Origin of the sequence: Prevotella sp. oral taxon 376, assembly GCF_003043945.1 — a bacterium.
Classification (GTDB): domain Bacteria; phylum Bacteroidota; class Bacteroidia; order Bacteroidales; family Bacteroidaceae; genus Prevotella.
In genome coordinates, this window is sequence record NZ_PYXG01000002.1 from 336730 (window position 1) to 357968 (window position 21239).

The 21239-nt window shown below is 47.1% G+C and carries 15 protein-coding genes and 3 tRNA genes; 7 read left to right on the plus strand and 11 right to left on the minus strand.

Features of this window, described 5'->3' with window-relative positions:
• The first annotated feature begins 51 nt into the window (after positions 1-51).
• The gene (gene htpG / locus C7120_RS10900; RefSeq protein ID WP_107621704.1) at positions 52-2106 is read left to right on the plus strand and encodes a molecular chaperone HtpG; all 2055 of its coding nucleotides are present in this window, start codon (positions 52-54) and stop codon (positions 2104-2106) included.
• A gap of 346 nt (positions 2107-2452) precedes the next feature.
• On the opposite strand, the gene C7120_RS10905 is transcribed toward htpG, so the two are convergent.
• The 8 genes from C7120_RS10905 to lon form a co-directional block, all read right to left on the minus strand.
• Positions 2453-2529: transfer RNA gene (locus C7120_RS10905), tRNA-Arg, on the minus strand.
• Between the two features lie 30 nt (positions 2530-2559).
• Positions 2560-2633, minus strand: a tRNA-Arg gene (locus tag C7120_RS10910).
• 145 nt (positions 2634-2778) lie between these two features.
• A complete protein-coding gene (locus C7120_RS10915) occupies positions 2779-3399 on the minus strand; it encodes a hypothetical protein (RefSeq protein WP_146154260.1) in 621 nt (206 codons plus the stop codon).
• Between the two features lie 127 nt (positions 3400-3526).
• Entirely contained in the window at positions 3527-3772 is a 246-nt protein-coding gene (locus C7120_RS10920; RefSeq protein ID WP_107621706.1) for a hypothetical protein, read from the minus strand.
• Between the two features lie 4 nt (positions 3773-3776).
• A complete protein-coding gene (locus C7120_RS10925; protein WP_107621941.1) occupies positions 3777-5384 on the minus strand; it encodes a DEAD/DEAH box helicase in 1608 nt (535 codons plus the stop codon).
• A 10-nt stretch (positions 5385-5394) separates the two neighbouring features.
• The gene (locus tag C7120_RS10930; protein ID WP_107621942.1) at positions 5395-6666 is read right to left on the minus strand and encodes an LptF/LptG family permease; all 1272 of its coding nucleotides are present in this window, start codon (positions 6664-6666) and stop codon (positions 5395-5397) included.
• 7 nt (positions 6667-6673) lie between these two features.
• A complete protein-coding gene (tgt, locus tag C7120_RS10935) occupies positions 6674-7801 on the minus strand; it encodes a tRNA guanosine(34) transglycosylase Tgt (protein ID WP_107621707.1) in 1128 nt (375 codons plus the stop codon).
• Between the two features lie 4 nt (positions 7802-7805).
• Complete coding sequence (gene lon / locus C7120_RS10940; RefSeq protein ID WP_107621708.1) at positions 7806-10256, minus strand: endopeptidase La; 2451 nt, start codon at positions 10254-10256, stop codon at positions 7806-7808.
• 141 nt (positions 10257-10397) lie between these two features.
• Between lon and C7120_RS10945 the strand changes: the two genes are divergently transcribed.
• Positions 10398-11093, plus strand: coding sequence for a tRNA1(Val) (adenine(37)-N6)-methyltransferase (locus C7120_RS10945; RefSeq protein ID WP_107621709.1), 696 nt, complete (start codon positions 10398-10400; stop codon positions 11091-11093).
• On the opposite strand, the gene C7120_RS10950 is transcribed toward C7120_RS10945, so the two are convergent.
• On the minus strand, positions 11088-12116 hold the full coding sequence (locus C7120_RS10950) for a diacylglycerol kinase family protein (RefSeq protein ID WP_107621943.1): 1029 nt from the start codon (positions 12114-12116) through the stop codon (positions 11088-11090). The genes C7120_RS10945 and C7120_RS10950 overlap by 6 nt on opposite strands.
• A 165-nt stretch (positions 12117-12281) precedes the next feature.
• Here C7120_RS10950 and C7120_RS10955 point away from each other — a divergent pair, with 165 nt between their 5' ends.
• From C7120_RS10955 to C7120_RS10965, 3 genes are all read left to right on the plus strand, one after another.
• Positions 12282-13469, plus strand: a complete 1188-nt coding sequence (locus C7120_RS10955; RefSeq protein WP_107621710.1) for an aminotransferase class I/II-fold pyridoxal phosphate-dependent enzyme — start codon at positions 12282-12284, stop codon at positions 13467-13469.
• A gap of 278 nt (positions 13470-13747) precedes the next feature.
• Positions 13748-14185, plus strand: coding sequence for an Hsp20/alpha crystallin family protein (locus C7120_RS10960; RefSeq protein WP_107621711.1), 438 nt, complete (start codon positions 13748-13750; stop codon positions 14183-14185).
• Between the two features lie 142 nt (positions 14186-14327).
• Complete coding sequence (locus C7120_RS10965; RefSeq protein WP_107621712.1) at positions 14328-14933, plus strand: glutathione peroxidase; 606 nt, start codon at positions 14328-14330, stop codon at positions 14931-14933.
• Positions 14934-15308: 375 nt separating this feature from the next.
• Here the strand turns inward: C7120_RS10965 and C7120_RS10970 are convergent.
• Both C7120_RS10970 and C7120_RS10975 read right to left on the minus strand, forming a co-directional pair.
• Positions 15309-15382, minus strand: a tRNA-Pro gene (locus tag C7120_RS10970).
• 147 nt (positions 15383-15529) lie between these two features.
• The gene (locus C7120_RS10975) at positions 15530-16882 is read right to left on the minus strand and encodes an MATE family efflux transporter (RefSeq protein WP_107621713.1); all 1353 of its coding nucleotides are present in this window, start codon (positions 16880-16882) and stop codon (positions 15530-15532) included.
• Between the two features lie 292 nt (positions 16883-17174).
• Between C7120_RS10975 and C7120_RS10980 the strand changes: the two genes are divergently transcribed.
• On the plus strand, positions 17175-18389 hold the full coding sequence (locus C7120_RS10980; protein WP_107621714.1) for a penicillin-binding protein 2: 1215 nt from the start codon (positions 17175-17177) through the stop codon (positions 18387-18389).
• 45 nt (positions 18390-18434) lie between these two features.
• Positions 18435-21236, plus strand: coding sequence for an excinuclease ABC subunit UvrA (gene uvrA / locus C7120_RS10985; protein WP_107621715.1), 2802 nt, complete (start codon positions 18435-18437; stop codon positions 21234-21236).
• Positions 21237-21239 lie beyond the last annotated feature (3 nt).

The following is a 21239-nucleotide window of genomic DNA, read 5'->3' on the forward strand; positions in this document are numbered from 1 at the left end:
GGCACGCTTTTTGCAATCTTTCCGGCAGAAATCAAAATTAAACATATAAACATGAAACAAGGCAACATCGGGGTTACAACAGAGAATATCTTCCCCGTGATTAAAAAGTTTCTCTATTCCGATCATGAAATTTTCCTGCGCGAGATGGTGTCTAACGCCATAGACGCAACCCAAAAGTTGAAGACGCTTGCCACGCAAGGCGACTTCAAGGGTGAATTGGGCGATCTAACGATTCACATAAGTCTGGACAAAGACAAAGGAACCCTGACCATCAGCGACCGCGGCATCGGCATGACAGCCGATGAGGTGGAGAAGTATATCAACCAGATAGCCTTCTCGGGAGTCAACGATTTCCTTGACAAATACAAGGACAAGGCGAATGCCATTATCGGACATTTCGGACTGGGATTCTACTCTGCTTTCATGGTCAGCAAGAAGGTGGAAATCATCACCAAGAGCTATCAAGACGGAGCGCAGGCCGTAAAGTGGAGTTGCGATGGCAGTCCTTCGTTTACATTGGAGGATGCAGAAAAGGAGGACCGGGGGTCTGACATCATTCTCTACATTGACGACGACTGCAAGGATTTCCTGGAAAAAGCCCGCATAGAGAGCCTGCTGCGGAAGTATTGCAAGTTCCTCGCCGTGCCTGTGGCCTTCGGAAAGAAAACCGAATGGAAAGATGGCAAGGAAGTGGACACAGCCGAAGATAATATTATAAATGATGTAGAACCACTATGGATTAAAGCCCCAAGTTCGTTGAAAGATGAAGACTATATCAAGTTCTACCACACGCTGTTCCCCATGAATGACGACCCGCTGTTCTGGATCCACCTGAATGTGGACTATCCTTTCAACCTGACGGGAATACTCTACTTTCCCCGCATCAAGAGCAATATAGAGCTGCAACGCGATAAGATCCAGCTCTACTGTAACCAAGTCTTCGTTACAGATCAGGTGGACGGCATCGTACCGGAATTCCTCACCTTGCTGCATGGTGTCATCGACTCACCCGACATCCCGTTGAATGTCAGCCGCAGCTACCTGCAAAGCGACGCGAATGTGAAGAAGATATCAACCTATATTACCAAGAAAGTTGCCGACCGGCTGCAGAATATCTTTAAGGAAGACCGAAAGAACTACGAGGAGAAGTGGGACGACCTGAAGATTTTCATTAACTACGGAATGCTCTCACGGGAAGACTTCTATGACCGTGCCAAGGACTTCGCCCTGCTCAAGGACATAGACGGAAAGTTCTTTACCTTCGAGGAATACAAGACCCTCATCAAGGATAGTCAGACAGATAAGAACGGAGACCTCGTCTATCTCTATGCCAATAACAAGGAGGAACAATACAGCTACATCGAGGCGGCAAAAAGCAAGGGCTACAGCGTACTCTTGATGGATGGCGAACTCGATACCCCTGTAGTCTCCATGCTCGAACAGAAGTTTGAGAAAAGCCGCTTCACACGGGTGGATTCCGACATCGTCGATCGGCTTATCATCAAGGAGGAGATGAAAAAAACCGAGCTCAGCAAGGAGCAAAGTGCCAATTTGGCAGAAGTATTCCAATCTCAAATGCCAAAGATCGAGAAGGCGCAGTTCATGGTGGAAGTGCAGTCGCTGGGTGAAAACGGGCAGCCCATACTGCTCACCCAAAGTGAGTATATGCGTCGGATGAAGGATATCAGCCGCTTCCAGCAGGGCATGGCATTCTATCAGGAGATGCCCGACAGCTATGCCGCCGTATTGAACGCCGACCACCCGCTTATCAAGAAAGTGCTTGAGGATACTGAGAATGCCACTGCCGATACCCTGAAACCTATAGAGAGCGAGCTGAAAGGACAGGAAGCCCGACTGGCAGCCTTGCACCAGAGCCAAAAGAACAAGAAGCCGGAAGAGCTTACCCAGGAGGAGAAAGACGATCTGAAGAATACCGAACAGGCTATTACTGACCAGAAGAAAAAGAAAAACGAACTTCTCGCCGGATATGCCAAGGGCAATAAAGTGATACACCAACTCATAGACCTGGCCCTCCTCCAGAATGGAATGCTGAAAGGAGCCGCCCTCAACAAATTCCTCAAGAGAAGCGTGGAGATGATTCGATAGCAGCGAGGCAGAAACCTGCTGAATAAACAAGGCCTCTCTCCTACAGGTATTTCCGAAGGAGAGAGGCTCTCTTTTCTATGTATGTTTTGAGTCCCTTGCTCTCATGCGGGCTGCTTCCCGCAGGATTACATGCTGCGTGTAACGATGTTACAAACGGCGTGTAATGGCATTACAAGCACCGTGTAACAACATCAGCAGAGGCTCCGGGCTTTGCCCCGAAGACTTTTCTCCAGAAAACGAGGCATTCCCCAGCGTCAAAGACAAGCCTATTGAAGAACCCCTTGAGCCCGCCTTGGCGGGAAAGGGGACAAATAAAAAAGCCCCAGAAAAGAATCTGAAGCTTTCTTGGTGACTCCGGCGGGATTCAAACCCACAACCTCTTGATCCGTAGTCAAGTGCTCTATTCAGTTGAGCTACGGAGCCGATCCGTATCATGTTGCTATCGTAAAGAAGTGACTCCGGCGGGATTCAAACCCACAACCTCTTGATCCGTAGTCAAGTGCTCTATTCAGTTGAGCTACGGAGCCGTCCTTTTGAATAGCGAATGCAAAGGTACATACTTTTTTCGTAATCAACAAATTTTTATTTGTTTTTTTGCCCTGTCTCGTAAAGATAGCAACTCGCACACTTGTCTCTCCTCTATTGCAACTGTGTAGGGAGGAGAAAATGACGCTATAAGTTCACGAGAATTCCCAGGCTGAAGACGCCTTGCATGCCATAACCGAACTCCGTAAAGAAACGCGCACGCTCGCCGCCCACCTCAACGCCTGCCACAGAAAGCTGATAGGACAGCTTCACATTGTTCTCATGTGTTTCAGGAAATGATTGCGTGTCGCAAGTTGCATCAAGTCTGTAATATCGTGCGCCCAGCCCCGCTTTGGAGTAAAACCGGAAGCGATTGTGCCCATACCATGTATATTTCACTACCGGCATTGCAAAACAAGAGCGGCTCTTCATGTCTACCGTGATATCGGGATAAACCTCTGGCACATGCGCGGCCTCCCATCCAATCCCGCCTCCGACAGACACTCCTACAGCCCAGCGCTTGCCGAGATGACAGAAATACTCCAGATAAACGATCCAAGAAAGACATTGCGTACTCACGCCGATATCGCCTGTTCCTGGCTCCAAATGATAGTCGCGGACATAGCTGTGCTGCACGGAATGCAAATGCGGCTCGTCTCCTACCCCGAATCCGGTTCTGATTTCATGACGAGAGTCCTGACCGAAAGCCGTTAGGGAAAAGAGCATAAGCGTTCCGACAAGAAGTAGGAAGTGAAAGTTTGGCCTCATAAAAAGGTTCTTAAATTGTTTTTTTTGCATGATAAAATTGTTTTTTTTGCATGATAAAATTGTCTCTTTCGACAGATTCTCATCCTCGGACAAATGCCCCGAAAGGAGGAAGAGGGCTCTGCGAGGGCTACAGCATTGCCTCTAACTGGTTTACGGCGGATTCCATATCAGCGGCAAAAGCAGGATGCGCCTTCATAAAGTCGGGATTGCCTTTAGATATCATGGCATACAGCTCCGGGTTCATCTCATCGACATATTGGCTTATGGCATATTCTATATCGTCCTTTTGCCACTCCATGGTGGAGTGGCAAAAGACATTCCATTTCTGGTGGAAGAAGCTGTAGGCTGATTCTATGCTATCTCGTGAGATCATAGACCTACTTGCGATGGAGCCAGCCAAAGGCTTTCTTTACCAGACCCGTGATACTCTTTTTCTGCGGCTGGGCTGTCTGCGCCTGTTGACGAGCCACGGCCTCCGCCTGCTGCTTTTGTACATTACGGTTATTATGACGCTGCCTGTTGACGCGCTTACGGTTCTGCGGCGGCCGTTGATTGTCATTGGGGCGCTTGTTCTGCTGCCCTTCGGAAGCAGATGATTCTCCCCTGCTCTGCCGATTGCGAGAGCCGGACTGCCCTTGAGGCTGCCCGGGATTCCGACGACGGCGATTGGCGGAATTCTTTTGCCCGCCATCATTTTTCCCTTGAGCAGTCTTTTCCGCTGTCTCTAATGGTTCCTGCCGTGTCTCTTGGCGACTGGCAGAGGTTGGCTTACGCTTGTGGGCGGTCTGATTACGGTCGTTGCGGCGACGCGCCTTGGCCTTCTGCCCGCCCCTGTTATAAGACGGCTGCTCGCCTAAGTCCTGCGGCAACTCGTTCTTCTTGATCTCTTTACCCAAGAAACGCTCTATGTCCTTGAAGTAAGACATGTCCTCGGCACTGACGAAAGTGATGGCCACCCCGTCTTTATCGGCACGGGCCGTACGCCCGATTCTATGCACATAGTCTTCCGCATCACGAGGCACATCGTAGTTGATGACCATTGCGATATCATCAATATCGATACCGCGCGCGACGATATCAGTAGCGACAAGCACATCCAACTGCCCGCTCTTGAAACGGAACATCATATCATCCCGCTCACTCTGGGTGAGATCGGAATGCATTTCTCCCGAATTGATTTTCATCTTCACGAGTTGGCGATTCACCTCTTTCACCTTGGTTTTCTTGCCGCAGAAAACAATGACGCGCTTCAGGTCGTTCTCCTTGAAAAGATGACGGATAATTCCCAGTTTCTGTGGCTCATAGCAGAGATAAGCACTCTGCTGAATCTTCTCCGCAGGTTTGCTTACTGCCAACTTCACCATCGACGGATTCTTGAGCAAGGTCTTTGCCAACTCCTCTATCTTGGACGGCATCGTTGCGGAGAACATAACCGTCTGGCAGCTCTTGGGTAAATACTTGGCTATTGTCATAATATCCTCCGAGAAACCCATGTCAAGCATGCGGTCGGCCTCGTCAAGCACGAAGAAGGAAACCTTGGAAAGATCCAGATTTCCCAGTTGCAAATGTGAAATAAGCCGCCCCGGAGTCGCAATGATTACATCTGCCCCTAACCGCATACTCTTCAACTCTTGGTCGTAACGGTTTCCGTCATTGCCTCCATAGACCGCCACACTACTCACTCCCTGCAAATAATAGCCAAAGCCTTGCATGGCCTGGTCTATCTGCTGGGCAAGTTCACGCGTCGGCGACATGATTACACAGTTCACGGCATCTTTCGGATAGCCCCCGTCATCAAGCCTTGACAGGATGGGCAATAGATAAGCTGCTGTTTTGCCCGTTCCCGTCTGGGCTACTCCCAGAACATCCTTACCACTCAAGATTTCAGGAATACACTTTTCCTGTACTGGAGTGCATTCGTCAAAATGCATGGCGTAGAGCGCGTCCAGTATGTTATCATTCAAATCTAATTCTTCAAATTTCATATTCATTGTTTTAATTTGGTGCCTGTCGGTAACAGAAATACGCGACAACGGCAAATAATATATTAGGTACCCATGCTGCCAATATGGGAGGAAAACCTGCATTAATGGCAAAAGTTGCCGAAACAGTCTGCAACATGATATATGCAAAACTCAAGACCAGACCGATACCCAGATATAATCCCATCCCCCCCTTTCGTTTCCGTGAGGACAGAGAAAAACCGATAATCGTCAAGATAAACGAGGCAAACGAAGAGGCAATTCGTTTATGATACTCTACTTGATATTGGACGACATTGCTGGATCCGCGGTCTATTTGCTTAGAAATATACTCGTGCAGCTCTGGAGAGGTAAAAGTCTCCTGCTGTCCTTTTGAGTAAACAAGGTCTGTAGGTTCCATCTGAATCAAGGTATCCATACGGGCACCACTCGTGATATGCTCTTTCAATCCCTTTAGCTGACGAATCTTCCATTGTCGGGCATTCCAGTGATACTTCGAATCAGAGATGGTGTCATACTGTATCTCCATTGCTGTCATATGGCTTATCAGTTTCTTATTCTCAAACTTATCAAGCGAAAAACCATATCCCTTTTTCAGATTGTTATCATAGTGCTGGATATATGCGATGATGCCCGGTCCCACTTGTAGCTGCACATTTTCCGCGGAGGTGCTTTTCTGGTTGTTACGATAGAGTGCCTCAAAATTCTGTCGCACAACAGTTCCGTGGGGAATAACATAAGCACTCAAATAATACGACACCATGGCAATGAGCACGCATGATATCATATAAGGACGCATAAGACGCTTGAAAGAGACACCTGCCGCCAACATGGCTATTATTTCGGAATTTCCTGCCAGTTTTGATGTAAAGAAGATTACGGCGATAAAGACAAACAGCGCACTGAACAGATTGGAGAAGTAAGGGATGAAGTTCAGGTAATAGTCGAATATGATGGCGTGCAAAGGCGCATGATAGGAAGTGAACTTAGACAGATTCTCGTTGACATCAAAGACCACTGCTAACGAAATAATCAGCACAATAGAGAAGATATAAGTGCCGATAAACTTCTTGATGATATACCAATCAAGCCGCTTGATATATTTAAATGGATTCAGCACTTTCAGAAAGCCTAGTTCAGATGCGAGGGCCATGCCCCTCTTCCGCAACCATCCTGTATGGTCATAAAGCCAATGTGCAAGACGGTGTAACCAGGCCGGATGCCTATCCAGCCATCTTAGCACCCGATAGCGCTGATAGTGTCTTCGCAATTCCTTGTATTCCATATTCTCCTTAAACTCTCTTTCCAAGTTGATCGATGATACTATTTTTCCAAGGGACAAAATCTCCCAGCTCTATATGGGTGCGGGCATCAGACACCAACCTGAGATAGAATGCCAGGTTATGGATCGAGGCAATCTGCATGGCAAGAAGCTCCTGCGCCTTAAAGAGGTGGTGCAGATAAGCCTTGGTATAAATCTTATCAAACTCGCACCCGTCGGGGGCTATGGGGGTGAAGTCCATTTCCCACTTCTTGTTACGCATATTCATCGTACCGTTGTAAGTAAAGAGCATCGCGTTACGCCCATTACGAGTAGGCATCACACAGTCAAACATATCTACCCCCCGCTCAATGGCTTCAAGGATGTTCCGCGGTGTCCCCACTCCCATCAGATAGCGGGGCTTATCCTTGGGCAGTATCTCATTCACCACTTCTATCATCTCATACATCACTTCAGTAGGTTCTCCCACGGCAAGTCCTCCGATAGCATTGCCGTCGGCCCCCTTATCTGCAACAAATTTGGCCGCCTCCTGACGCAAGTCCTTATAGGTACAGCCCTGAACTATAGGAAACAACGACTGAGCATATCCATAGAGAGGGGCCGTCTCATCGAAACGCCGTATACAACGATCAAGCCAACGCTGCGTCATCCCAAGGCTTTGCTTGGCATACTGATAATCACTCTGCCCGGGAGGGCATTCGTCAAAAGCCATCATGATATCTGCACCGATGACCCGCTCTGTATCCATCACATTCTCTGGGGTAAAAATATGCTTGCTGCCATCAATATGGCTACGGAACTCACACCCTTCCTCTCTCAGCTTTCGAATGCCAGTCAAAGAAAAAACCTGGAAGCCTCCACTATCTGTCAGGATTGGCCGCTCCCATCCACTGAAACCATGCAAGCCCCCTGCCACCTTGAGTATTTCAAGCCCCGGGCGAAGATAGAGATGATAGGTATTACCCAAAATAATCTGAGCTTTGACCTGATCACACAGTTCTTGAAAATGAACCCCTTTCACAGAGCCACAGGTTCCCACCGGCATGAAGATGGGAGTCTTGATCTGACCGTGATCGGTAGTAATGATTCCCGTACGGGCATCACTGGCATTATCCGTATGTTGCAGTACGAATGTCATTGGCCTATTTTTGTTCTTCGATTTCAAAACGAATAGGATTCTTAACCTGCTCGTCAGTTAAAGCGAAATCCCATACATCCTGTACATTCTCAACATAATGGAAGTTGACACCCTTAAGGTAGATGGCAGGAATCTCGCTGATATCTTTCTTGTTATCCTGACACATAACTATATCGGTAATCCCAGCACGCTTTGCAGCCAGAATTTTCTCCTTGATGCCTCCTACAGGTAAGACCTTGCCTCGAAGAGTTATCTCACCCGTCATAGCCGTATTCTTACGCACTTTTCGCTGAGTGAGCGCAGATGCTATAGAAGTTGCAATCGTAATACCCGCGGAAGGTCCGTCCTTGGGAGTTGCCCCTTCTGGTACATGTATATGAATATTATATTGGTCAAAGATGCGATAGTCTACTCTCAATTTATCAACATGTGCCTTGACATATTCAAGGGCGATGACTGCACTTTCTTTCATCACATCACCAAGGTTACCTGTAAGGGTCAGCTTCCCAGCCTTGCCTTTACTCAGAGATGTTTCGATGAAAAGGATCTCACCCCCTACAGAGGTCCAGGCTAACCCTGTTACCACTCCAGCATAGGCATTGCCTTGGTAAATATCACGGTAGAATGGTGGTTTACCCAAAAGATCTTCAATCTCCGCAGGAGTGATTTTCTTATAAGGCAACTTGCCATCCTTAGCTTTCAGGAAAGCCAGCTTGCGCAACAACTTGTTGATCTGCTTCTCCAACTGACGAACACCGCTCTCACGAGTATACGACTCGATGATCTTTTCAAGCGCAGCCTTTGCGAATACAGGCTTTTCACCAGACATGTCGAACCCCGTATTCTCTAATTCCTTCGGAACTAAATGGCGCTTTGCAATTTCAATCTTCTCTTCCGTTATATAGCCAGTAACCTCGATAATCTCCATGCGGTCAAGCAAAGGACGGGGAATTGTGTTCAAATCATTGGCCGTGGCAATGAACAAAACCTTTGAGAGATCATAGTCCACATCAAGATAATTGTCATGGAACGCATTGTTTTGTTCAGGATCCAGCACTTCAAGCATTGCCGACGAAGGGTCGCCATTGATGGTGTTCTGGGTTACCTTGTCTATCTCATCAAGAATGAAAACCGGATTAGAAGAACCTGCCTTCTGAATACTCTTGATGATGCGGCCCGGCATTGCACCGACATAAGTACGACGATGTCCGCGAATTTCACTCTCATCGTGCAACCCTCCCAAAGAAACTCGAACATATTTACGCTTCATGGCCGCAGCAATGCTCTTGCCGAGACTGGTTTTCCCAACTCCCGGCGGACCATACAGACAAAGTATAGGCGATTTGAGATCACCTCGCAACTTTAATACGGAAATATACTCAAGAATGCGTTCTTTCACTTTTTCCATACCATAATGGTCGCGGTCGAGAATACGCTGGGCTCGCTTCAAATCCAAGTCGTCTTTTGTGTATTCAGCCCATGGAAGGTCGACCAAAGTCTGCAGATAGTTTAACTGTACGCTATATTCCGGACTCTGTGAATTCAGCAAGTCAAGCTTGGTAATTTCCTTATCGAAAATGGCCTTTACACTCTCTGGCCACTTTTTCTTTGCAGCTTTCTCTGTAAGTTCTTTGCGTTCGGGAGTTCCTTCCCCTCCTAATTCTTCTTCTATATTCTTGATTTGCTGCTTAAGGAAATACTCTCGCTGTTGCTCATCAAGGTCTTGGCGGGTCTTAGTCTGAATTGATTGCTTTAACCTCAACAATTCCAGATCACGATTAATCAGGCGAAGAGTACGGAACAAGCGCTCCATAGTATCTGCTCCTTTTATCAGATTTGCCTTGTCCGTAACCGTAAACGGAAGATTTGTTTGGATAAAACTCAGACAGATAATATCATTTGTCGTATCACGGATCACAAACTCCGTCTCATTAGGAACTTCATCATTCAGATGGATATACTCCACTACTTTCTGGCGCAAATCTTGCATCGCCGTGCGAAATTCCTTGTTTTTCTCCAAAGGATACACCTCCTCTAAATGTTTCACTATGCCTCGGTAAAAAGGGGTGTAGTGGGTAATCTGTTCAAGCTCGCAGCGGCCAAGGGCCTGAAGGATAGCTGTTACAGAGCCTCCATTCCCCGGCATTTCCATGATCCGGAGCAACTTGGCATAGACACCGGTCTTATAGAGATCTTTCTCCTGTGGCAAGTCAACATTCACATCCTTTTGACAAAAGACGGCAAAGATTCCCTCTGGATCCTTCTGTTGATACTCAAGCAATTTCAAACTTGCCGGACGACCGATAATAATTGGAGAGACTACGCCTGGGAAAAAGAAGAGGTTACGAGTGCAAAGTATTGGCACATCGCTGTTTACATCTATCTTGAACAGCTCGTTCACATCTCCATTGAAGTCAGTAATAGTCTGTATAGATGGGTTCATTTTTCTACTCATATATAACCTAAATAACCATTTAGCATGCAAAGATACATATTTTTTATAAGAAATCGATAATAAAGTCATGTTATTTATCTATAAGAAGTTGGTTTTTAGGGAAATTCATAAAATAAAAAAGGGATTCATGCGTTTAAAACCATGATGAAAGACGAGTTTACATTCAAGCAATTCACGATAAAACAAAATCGATGTGCAATGAAAGTTGGCACAGACGGAGTTTTATTGGGAGCATGGGCAAAAGGAGGGAGGCGCATCCTTGACATTGGAACAGGCACAGGACTGATAGCGCTCATAATGGCGCAAAGATTTCCTAAGGCTATCGTGGAGAGCATTGATATTGAAGAAAATGCATGTGAGCAGGCAGAAGAGAACTTTTTAAACAGCCCGTTCTCTGACAGGCTACAAGTCTTTCATACCCCCTTACAAAAATTCCAGCCCGAGTTGCAATATGATGCCATCGTCTGTAATCCGCCTTACTTTGTAAATTCCTTGAAAACTCCTGACACCAAGAGAGCTATTGCACGACATACGGACGCCCTGTCTTTCAATAACCTCTTCCATCATTCAAAGAGGCTCTTAAAGCCAGAAGGAGAATTAAGTATTATAATCCCTGTCGAGAACTTAGAAGACATTCTTGCAGAATCTTATTTTTCAGGATTCTTCACCAAAAAGAAAATATGGGTGAAGACCACCAGAGACAAACGAGAAAAAAGATTATTGCTCGCATTTTCAAAAAGAAATACAGAGACAGAAGAATTACATGTATCCCTATTAGAAGAACACAATATAAAAAGTGAGTGGTATAAGAAATTAACCGACGATTTCTATTTATAGATTCAACTTCCTGTGCAAGATCTTACTTAGGGCCAGCACATGTCTGCCCTGTTTGGAAATATCATCTTTAACAACATTGATTTCATTAAAAAGTTCCGCCGCTGCACTCTGAAACATATTGGGTTTACGAAGGTCCTTGTTCGCACCAGGATTTACAACAACTTTGAATCCCTTTTCAAATAAACGCACATCCACATCAGCAACAGTCATCACGGGATCGCCGTCGAAATGGATAACCCCTGGAGCAGCTCGATGAATCTTTAAGTGTTTTGTTTTAAAGCTCTTGATCTTCGAACTTCTATCAAGAGTTTTATTAAACATGTCAATAGCTATCTGTGGAGCTTCCAACAAATCAAATGGTTCCATAATAATCACATCCATCATGCCATCACTCATTGAGGCTTGTGGGGCGATATAAGCATTATTACCATACTGGGAGGCATTGGCGCAAGAAATAAGGAAAGCCCTGTAGCGAGTGGTATCACCATCGAATTCAATCTCATAGGCTTTAGGTTTATATCTCAGACCTTCCTCCAAAACTTTCTGGACATAAGTTATTGGCCCACGCTTACCCGACTCCGCAAATTTCTGGCTGATATCCGCATCAAATCCCATACCACAAGTGCAAAAGAAAGGATGATCATTGATAACGCCATAATCCAAATCATGGATTTCGCACAAGTTTATAACTTCTATACTCCTACGAAGATTCATTGGCAGCATCAAATGGCGAGCAAGTCCATTACCAGAACCACAGGGAAGAATACCAAGTGCCGTCTTTGTATGCACTAATGAACGGGCAACTTCGTTTACCGTGCCATCACCACCTACGGCAACGACAATATCGATAGCACAGGCCACCGCCTCCTTTGTCAATTCAACACCATGGCCCGCATAGTCTGTACTCTTAATTTCATAGTCAAACCTTTCTTTGTCGAGATATTTGTCTATGAGATTTGGGACGCCTGACTTCGAGGTTGTTCCCGAAATTGGGTTCATGATAAAAAGTATCTGTTTCTTCATGATGTCTCTACTTTGCTGCAAAGATACGAAATAAAAGAAGCAAATCCTCCTATTTTCTAAAAAAATCATCATTTAGAATATTTCTTGATGAAATTAAGCAAATTAAGAGTTTTTTTTTGTAACTTTGCAACCTGTAACAAAAAGTAGTTATTCTACATCGTTTAAATGGGACAATTACAAGAAAGGTATAAGAGCTATCGTGAGCCACAGAAATTTATGGCCGCAGGAGTGTATCCATATTTCCGCGCTATCACAAGCAAGCAAGGACCTGAAGTTACGATGGAAGGTCATCGGGTATTAATGTTCGGAAGCAATGCTTACACCGGTCTTACGGGGGACGAACGAGTAATTGCTGCAGCAGAGAAAGCTCTCCTGAAATATGGCACAGGGTGTGCTGGAAGCAGGTTCCTCAATGGGACATTAGACATCCATGTACAACTGGAAAAAGAACTGGCCGAATTTGAGCATAAGGACGAAGCCCTTTGTTTTTCAACAGGCTTTTCTGTAAATTCCGGCGTCATCGCCGCCGTTGTAGGTCGTGGAGACTATATCATTTGCGATGACCGGGACCACGCTTCCATCGTTGATGGCCGCAGACTTTCATTTGCAACTCAGCTACACTACAAGCACAACGACATGGAGGATTTGGAGCGTGTGCTTCAAAAACTGCCACAAGAAGCTGTCAAGCTGATTGTCGTAGACGGCGTATTCTCGATGGAGGGAGATTTGGCGAAGTTGCCAGAGATTGTTGAACTTAAGCATCAATACAACTGCTCCATCATGGTTGATGAAGCCCATGGCTTGGGCGTATTCGGCAGACAGGGCCGTGGCGTCTGCGATCACTTCGGTCTTACTGATGAGGTAGACCTCATCATGGGAACATTTTCTAAGAGCTTGGCATCCATTGGAGGATTCATTGCCGGAGATTCTGATACCATCAACTATTTACGGCATACCTGTCGCACTTATATATTCAGTGCCAGCGACACTCCCGCCGCTACGGCTGCAGCAATGGAAGCTCTTCACATCATTCAAGAAGAGCCCCACCGTATTGAGCATCTCTGGAATGTAACTCACTATGCCCTAAAGCGTTTCCGCGAAGAAGGATTCGAAATCGGAGAAACCGAGAGCCCCATCATTCCACTATATGTGCGCGACATTCACAAGACATTTGAAGTTACGAAAAAAGCTTTTGATGCAGGTGTATTCATCAACCCGGTTATCCCTCCCGCATGCGCCCCACAAGATACTCTCGTCCGTTTTGCCCTGATGGCTACTCACAGTCAGGAACAAGTAGAGCGTGGTGTGGTTGCGTTAAAAAAGATTTTCATAGAAGAAGGTATCATCAAGTAAGATAAGGTATCATCAAGGTAAGTTAAGTAATTAAAATATAAAATATAAGATGAGGCTCCAAAAGCTTCCTCTTTTTTATCTCCCCCACGAGAATTGTCAGTAAAAGTAAATTATTTTAAACTTTGCTGACAAAACCTGTAACTTTACTGCCAGTTATGGCAGAATATAGAGACTGGTATGAATCTTGTCGTTTTAGATATTGAGACTTGGAAGCTCATTCAGCCGAAAGGCCTCAAAACATAAATAAAAGACTAAAACAGAAATAGGAGGTATTAATTATGTTATTAGCTCGCAGAAACAAAAATTCTAATTGGTTAAGCAATTGGTTTGATGACAATTTCTTTGATACAGACCTAATGCCGCAGTTTAACACCACGGCACCCGCGGTCAATGTTAAGGAAAATGAGAAAGAGTATACGATGGAGATCGCTGCTCCAGGCCTGAAGAAAGAGTTCGTCCGCGTAAATGTAGATCATGACGGGAATCTGAATGTTGCCATAGAGAACAAAATGGAACACAAAGAAGAGAACAAGAAGGAGCACTATCTGCGCCGTGAGTTCAGCTATTCTAACTATGAACAAAGCTACATCTTACCTGAGAATGCGGATCGTGATAAGATCTCTGCCAAGGTAAACGATGGAGTTCTGGAAATTGTAATTCCAAAGCTCAACAAAAAAGAAGAAAGCAAGGATGTAAAGCGAATAGAAGTTGTATAGAGGCCCAAAAGGATGAGAGAGGCGGTAGGCCATAATCAGGCTTACCGCCTCTTTTTATTCTCTTGAAGTTTCACCAATTGCCGAGACCAATAATATTTCCCGTTTCCATCCGTTATATTGGCAATTCATAATACATTTAACAATGCGAAAGCTCATCTTGATATTGACAACTGTCTTTGCCCTCACTGCAACGGCACAGGAGAATCTATACGGATTCACGGTTAAGGACGAATACGGGAAGGATGTAAAACTCGAAGAGTACAGGGGAAAGGTACTGCTTATCGTAAATACAGCGACGAAATGTGGCTTCACACCTCAGTATAAGGAATTGCAGGCTATCTACGAGAAGTATAAAGAACTAGGTTTCGAAATACTCGATTTCCCTTGTAATCAATTTGGGGCGCAGGCTCCCGGAAGCATCCAGGATATCCACCAATTCTGTACGGAGAACTACGAGACCACTTTTCCTCTGTTCGACAAGATTGAAGTAAACGGAGATAATGAGAGCCCGCTATATACTTGGCTGAAAAACGAACAAGCTTTCAAGGATTTCGGCAAAGGCATCAAGGCGAAATTCATGGCCGGCATGCTCAAGAAGAAAGATCCCGGCTATGCCGATAAGTCTGATATCAAATGGAACTTCACCAAGTTTCTCATTGACAGGCACGGTAAGGCGATTGCCCGTTTCGAACCCACACAAAACATGAAAGAGGTTGCCAAGGCCGTGGCCGCAGCTTTAGCCGAATAATAAGGGAAAGGCGATGAATTCTGTTTCATCGCCTTCTTTGCTTTTATCAGATAGTCCCCAAAAGTTTCTCCATGAGCTTCCGTCTCTTCTCCGGATGCGGACAGTCGGATGCTATACATCCCACAGGAACGACGGCCGCCGCCCCGTATCCTGTCAAGGGGAAGAATTCTCTCAGCTTACCTGTATCGAAATTGCACCCCCAACAGATTCCTAACCTAACTTTTGGCAACCCTCTTAACAGATCGCGGGCATCTCTTCCCTATGATCTGCAACAAAAACAGCCATCATTATTCTTGTCCCGACAACGCAGGCAATTCCTCTTGAAAACAAAGATGCCAAATGGTTGTCGACCAACCATTTGGCATCTCGCCTTTGTCGGGGCGACAGGATTCGAACCTGCGACCGCCTGGTCCCAAACCAGGAGCGCTACCGGGCTGCGCTACACCCCGCTTTTTCGGATTGCGAGTGCAAAGGTACTATCTTTTTCCGACCCTTGCAAATTTTCCTATATGTTTTTTCTAAAATTCTCATTCGCGATTCTTAGACCGGAAAGCCGTAAAGATGACGGGGAACCGTCGCCGCTCCGCCTCCCCATCCTATTGCCGCAAGAAGGCAAAAGCCCTGCGGGAATAGACCACATAGGCCACAACCATAATCGCCCCCGTCAGAATCCAGGAAACCGGATAGACGAGCATCAGATTCTGATAGCCGGGCAATATCGGACAGACAAAGAATATCCAGATCAACCGGAGCACACAGGTTCCGAGAATGGTAATAACGGCCGGCTGCATGGAATAGCCCATGCCCCGCAAGGCGGCAGCCGTCAGCTCATACGAAGCGGCCAATGTTTGGAAGAGAAGCACATACTCCATGCGGAGCTTGGCATAGCGGATCACCTCCAGATCGTCCGTGAAAAAGGAGAGGAAAAAGTTGGCCCCGCCATAGAAAAGCATGTTGCTGAGGAAGCAGGACGCAGCCGCAAAGAACAGACAAATCCAGAAGATGCGCTTGCAGCGCTCAATTTTCCCCGCTCCGTAGTTCTGACTGATGAAGGTCATGGCTGCCCCACAGAAGGCCGACATCAGAAAATAGCAATAGCTGTCGAAGTTCTGGGCAACGGAAGCACCCGCAATCGCTGCCGCTCCATACCCGTTGATGGCCGTCTGCACGAAGATGTTACTGAACGAGAAGACCGTGGTTTGTATGCCCGCCGGGACTCCTATCTGAAGAATGCGCATAAGCTCGTGCCGCGCTGGACGAAGCGCCCTTATCTCAAGGCGAAACGGCTCTGGCTCTTTCAGCAAGAGCCATACGATGCTGCAGGCACTGAAAACATTGGCAATATCGGTGGCGATGGCCACCCCTGCCACTCCCCATTTCAGTCCAATAACGAAAATCAGGTTGAGGGCCACATTGATGGTTCCCGCCACAAGGAGTATATACAGCGGTCGCTTGGTATCACCATGACTTCGCAAAATGGCTGCCCCGAAATTATATACCATGATAAAAGGAGCTCCAAGGAAATAGATTCTCAGATAGACCACCGCCAAGGGGAGCACCTCTTCCGGCGTATTCATCCACTGAAGGATTTGATGAGAGACCCCGACGCCTACCAAGAGCAGTACGATTCCACTAACGAAAGAGAGCAACATGCTCGTAGACACGGCATTACGAATCCGCGTCTTGTCATCTTGACCTATGTGATTGGCAATGACCACATTGGCTCCGAGGGAGATACCAACGAAGAAATTGATCATCAGATTTATCAGGAAGGTGTTCGCACCCACGGCCGCAAGCGAAAGAGAACCCACGAACTGCCCCACCACAGCCACATCGGCAGTATTAAACAACTGCTGAAGCACGCTGCTTGCCGCAAAAGGCAACGCAAAGACCATCAGCTTGCCCAGCAACGGTCCATGAAGCATATCCAGCTCGTGGGTCTTCACCATATTCCTAATTAACAATCATTTGGACGACTACAAAATTACAAATAAAATCCCGGCCGCAGGCATTCAGCATTCAAAATAAAGCGGCAGGAAGCGGAATCGTTAATCTATATCAAAACCGATGACGGCAAACAGGCTGACAAAATCGGCGATTTCGTCCCACGATTTCGGCGATTTCGTCAGTCAATATCGCCGATTTTGTCGAATTATCAGCCATCACTCTCCACCCCGCGAGATTCAAATTCGGAGAGTACATTTCATTTTCTCACAAATTATATGTATCTTTGCAAGACAGATGAAACTGAAACGACTTGTATTTCTCATCCCGATATGGCTCATCGCCCTATGCTCCTTCGGGCAGGCGGGGCATGTGTCAGCCCGGCTGACCCTTGACGGCAAGATGCAGGCTTTGGCCGAAAGGCTGCTCGAAGGCAAACAGGGAAGCATCGTAGCCATTGAGCCCTCAACGGGCGAAGTGAAATGCCTTGTGTCCAAGTCGTTCCTATCAGACACCATCAACCGTGCCATCGGACAGGCCTACTCTCCTGGTTCCACCTTCAAGGTAGCGCAGGCACTGGCACTCGTGAGTGAAGGCATCGTCAACAAAGACTCTAAATTCACATGCAGCGAAGGGTTCTGGAAAAACAACATGCACATCGGATGCCATAAGCACAGCTCGCCCCAAGACCTCATCGGAGCCATCGCCCATTCGTGCAACTCCTGGTTCTGCAAGGCATTTATGAATATGATAAGGGACAGGGTAAAATATAAAAACAAACTTGAGGCCATCAACAAATGGAAAGAATACATGTCGAGCCTTGGCCTCGGAAGACCTTTAGGCATTGACATGGAGGGGGAAACCGACGGCGAGATGCCGGATTCCGAGATGCTGGAAAGGCTCTACAGCGGGCGATGGAACGAGGCCACCATCATGTGGGTGGGAATGGGACAAGGAGAAGTGCTTGCCACCCCACTCCAACTCTGCAACCTCGCAGCGATCATCGCGAACAAAGGATACTATTATATTCCACATATTCACAAAGATGTGGACACCACCTACACGACCCGCCGACTGTCGACGGCATCGCCAGAGGCTTTTGAACTGATCCGGAAGGGCATGCGCAAGGCCGTTACAACGGGAACCGCAACGGCCATCCAGCATCCGGACTGGCAGATTTGCGGCAAGACCGGAACAGCAGAAAATCCGGGAGAAGACCACTCGGTGTTTATCGGCTATGCACCCATGAACAACCCGAAGATTGCCGTATCCGTATATGTGGAGAACGCGGGATTCGGTGCCGACCTTGCCGCCCCGCTCGCCCAGCTCATGATAGAGCAGTATCTTACAGGAAAACTGTCGGAACGCTCCGAACGGAAAGCTCGCCAATGGTATGACTTCCTGGTGGTGCCCCATGATCCCACAGAGGTTACGGAAAAAGAAACTCCAACTAAAATTCCGATGCCAACACAGCCTGCCTCACCATCAACATCCCCCAAAGGCAAATCCTGACAGGTCGGCCATGAAGCCTTCCGGCAACAAGCAAAAATAATTAAGATGGAAGATAAATTCATAGAAATCAAAGGGGCGAGGGTTAACAACCTGAAAAATATCAGCCTGAAAATCCCCCGCAATCGGTTTATTGTCATTGCCGGGGTAAGCGGTTCGGGGAAGAGTTCCCTTGCTTTCGACACCCTTTATGCCGAAGGACAGCGCCGCTATGTGGAGTCGCTGTCGAGCTATGCCCGCCAGTTTCTCGGTCGAATGAGCAAGCCGGAATGCGACTTCATCAAGGGGTTGCCTCCTGCCATAGCCATCGAGCAAAAGGTCGTTTCGAGAAACCCTCGCTCCACGGTGGGCACTTCCACCGAAATCTATGAATATCTCCGCCTTCTTTTCGCACGCATTGGCAAGACCTACTCGCCCGTCAGCGGCCAAGAAGTTAAGAAACATTCTACAGAAGACATCATACAATGCACCCGACAGTTCTCGAAGGGGACCAGGTTCATGGTGCTCGCGCCGCTTCGCATTATCGAGGGAAGAACCTTGAAAAAACAGCTGGAAATGGATTTCCAACAAGGATACTCCCGCATCTTCGTGAACGGGGAAGTGGTCCGCATCGATAATTTCCTTGAAGAGAAGCGCAAGGAGACCAACCTTTTCCTCCTCATCGACCGCCTGAGCGTCTCCGACGAGAAAGACGAGATAGCCCGACTGGTGGATTCCGCGGAAACGGCCATGTATGAAGGAGACGGCATGTGCCGGCTCGTCTTCCTGCCTTCCAACCTCACTTTCGACTTCTCAGACCGGTTTGAGGCTGACGGAATGAAATTTGAGGAACCCAACGACAACATGTTCTCGTTCAACTCCCCTTTAGGTGCCTGCCCCACCTGTGAAGGCTTTGGCAGTGTAATCGGCATCGATGAGAAACTCGTCATACCGAATTCTACACTCAGCGTATACGACGGCTGCGTGCAGTGCTGGCACGGGGAAAAAATGGGGGCATGGCAGACGGAGTTCTGCAGAAGGGCACAGGCGGATGACTTCCCTATCTTCAAACCCTATATGGAACTTTCACAGAAAGAGAAAGACATGCTCTGGCATGGTCTTCCTTCAGAGGAACACCTGGACTTGCGGGAAAAAGTATGCGTGGATTCTTTCTTTCAAATGGTGAAGGAAAACCAGTATAAGATCCAGTATCGTGTGATGATGAGTCGCTATAGGGGCAAGACAACTTGTCCAGACTGCCATGGCACCCGACTGAAGAAAGAAGCAACTTGGGTAAAGATTCATGGCCGGAGTATCACCGACTTAGTGCAGATGTCTATCGTAAACCTTAAAGATTGGTTCGATCATCTTCAACTAAACGAGCATGACGCAGAAGTGGGCAAACGACTTCTCACGGAAATCAAAAACCGACTTCTCTTTCTCTGCGAAGTCGGATTAGGATACCTGACGCTTAACAGACAATCGAATACCCTCTCAGGAGGTGAAAGTCAGCGCATCAATCTGACAACATCCTTGGGAAGTTCGCTTGTAGGCTCTCTCTACATTCTCGACGAACCGAGCATCGGTCTGCACAGCCGGGACACCCACCAACTCATCCATGTACTCAAGGAACTGCAAAGCCTTGGCAACACGGTCATTGTCGTTGAGCACGATGAAGAAATCATGCGCACTGCTGACTACCTGATCGATGTTGGGCCAGACGCAGGCAGACTGGGTGGGGAAATCGTTTTCCAGGGAGACACCGACAAACTTTCCAAGGCAACGGTCAAGGCTTTCCCGAATTCTTATACGGTGAAATATCTCACGGGAGAAGAATTTATCGAACTCCCAAAATCGCGGCGGCCATGGAACATGGCCATCAAAGTGAAAGGAGCGAGAATGAACAACCTGAAAGGAATTGATGTGGAAATACCCTTAAATGTATTGACGGTCGTAACAGGAGTTTCCGGATCAGGCAAAAGTTCCTTGGTTAAAGGCATCGTATACCCGGCCTTGAAACGCCACCTTGATGAAGTGGCCGATGTCCCGGGAGAATATCTTGGACTGGAGGGGGACTGGAAAGAGGTGAAACATGTGGAGTTTGTAGACCAAAACCCTATCGGAAAGTCAACCCGCTCCAATCCAGCTACCTATGTAAAGGCCTACGATGCCATCCGCCAGCTGTATGCCGAACAACCTCTCGCAAAGCAATTAGGCTTCAGTCCGCAATACTTTTCTTTCAATGCAGAAGGCGGTCGGTGCGAGGAATGTAACGGAGCCGGCGTCATCACGGTTGAAATGCAATTTATGGCCGACCTTGTCTTAGAATGCGAAACCTGTCATGGACAACGATTCAAGAAAGATATTCTCGATGTACATTTCCACGAGAAAAATATCAATGATGTGTTGAACATGACCGTTTCCGAAGCCATTGAATTCTTTGGGAAATATAAACAAAAGCTCATTGTTAGCCGATTGAAACCCCTCGAAGAAGTTGGATTGGGATACATTAAACTGGGGCAGAGCTCCTCTACGCTTTCCGGGGGAGAGAACCAGCGAGTGAAATTGGCATACTTCATCGGTCAGGAACAAGCCGAGCCGTCTCTGTTTATCTTCGACGAGCCTACGACGGGACTGCATTTTCACGATATCAAACGACTGCTACACGCCTTTAACGCCCTCATCGAAAGAGGACACAGCATCCTGATTATTGAACATAATATGGACATCATAAAATGCGCAGACTGGGTGATCGACCTGGGTCCTGAAGGCGGCGACAAGGGAGGCAGTCTGGTGTGTGCAGGAACTCCAGAAACTTTAGCCAAATGCGAGCAAAGTCTGACCGGCAAATACCTGAAGTCAAAACTGTAAAGA

Coding starts and splice junctions, on each gene's coding strand:
- C7120_RS10980 (WP_107621714.1), top strand. CDS start 17,175: ATGAAACTGAAACGACTTGTATTTCTCATCCCGATATGGCTCATCGCC.
- C7120_RS10945 (WP_107621709.1), top strand. CDS start 10,398: ATGATGAAAGACGAGTTTACATTCAAGCAATTCACGATAAAACAAAAT.
- C7120_RS10920 (WP_107621706.1), bottom strand. CDS start 3,772: ATGATCTCACGAGATAGCATAGAATCAGCCTACAGCTTCTTCCACCAG.
- C7120_RS10960 (WP_107621711.1), top strand. CDS start 13,748: ATGTTATTAGCTCGCAGAAACAAAAATTCTAATTGGTTAAGCAATTGG.
- C7120_RS10930 (WP_107621942.1), bottom strand. CDS start 6,666: ATGGAATACAAGGAATTGCGAAGACACTATCAGCGCTATCGGGTGCTA.
- C7120_RS10950 (WP_107621943.1), bottom strand. CDS start 12,116: ATGAAGAAACAGATACTTTTTATCATGAACCCAATTTCGGGAACAACC.
- tgt (WP_107621707.1), bottom strand. CDS start 7,801: ATGACATTCGTACTGCAACATACGGATAATGCCAGTGATGCCCGTACG.
- C7120_RS10915 (WP_146154260.1), bottom strand. CDS start 3,399: ATGAGGCCAAACTTTCACTTCCTACTTCTTGTCGGAACGCTTATGCTC.
- C7120_RS10965 (WP_107621712.1), top strand. CDS start 14,328: ATGCGAAAGCTCATCTTGATATTGACAACTGTCTTTGCCCTCACTGCA.
- C7120_RS10925 (WP_107621941.1), bottom strand. CDS start 5,384: ATGAAATTTGAAGAATTAGATTTGAATGATAACATACTGGACGCGCTC.
- C7120_RS10955 (WP_107621710.1), top strand. CDS start 12,282: ATGGGACAATTACAAGAAAGGTATAAGAGCTATCGTGAGCCACAGAAA.
- uvrA (WP_107621715.1), top strand. CDS start 18,435: ATGGAAGATAAATTCATAGAAATCAAAGGGGCGAGGGTTAACAACCTG.
- htpG (WP_107621704.1), top strand. CDS start 52: ATGAAACAAGGCAACATCGGGGTTACAACAGAGAATATCTTCCCCGTG.
- lon (WP_107621708.1), bottom strand. CDS start 10,256: ATGAGTAGAAAAATGAACCCATCTATACAGACTATTACTGACTTCAAT.
- C7120_RS10975 (WP_107621713.1), bottom strand. CDS start 16,882: ATGGTGAAGACCCACGAGCTGGATATGCTTCATGGACCGTTGCTGGGC.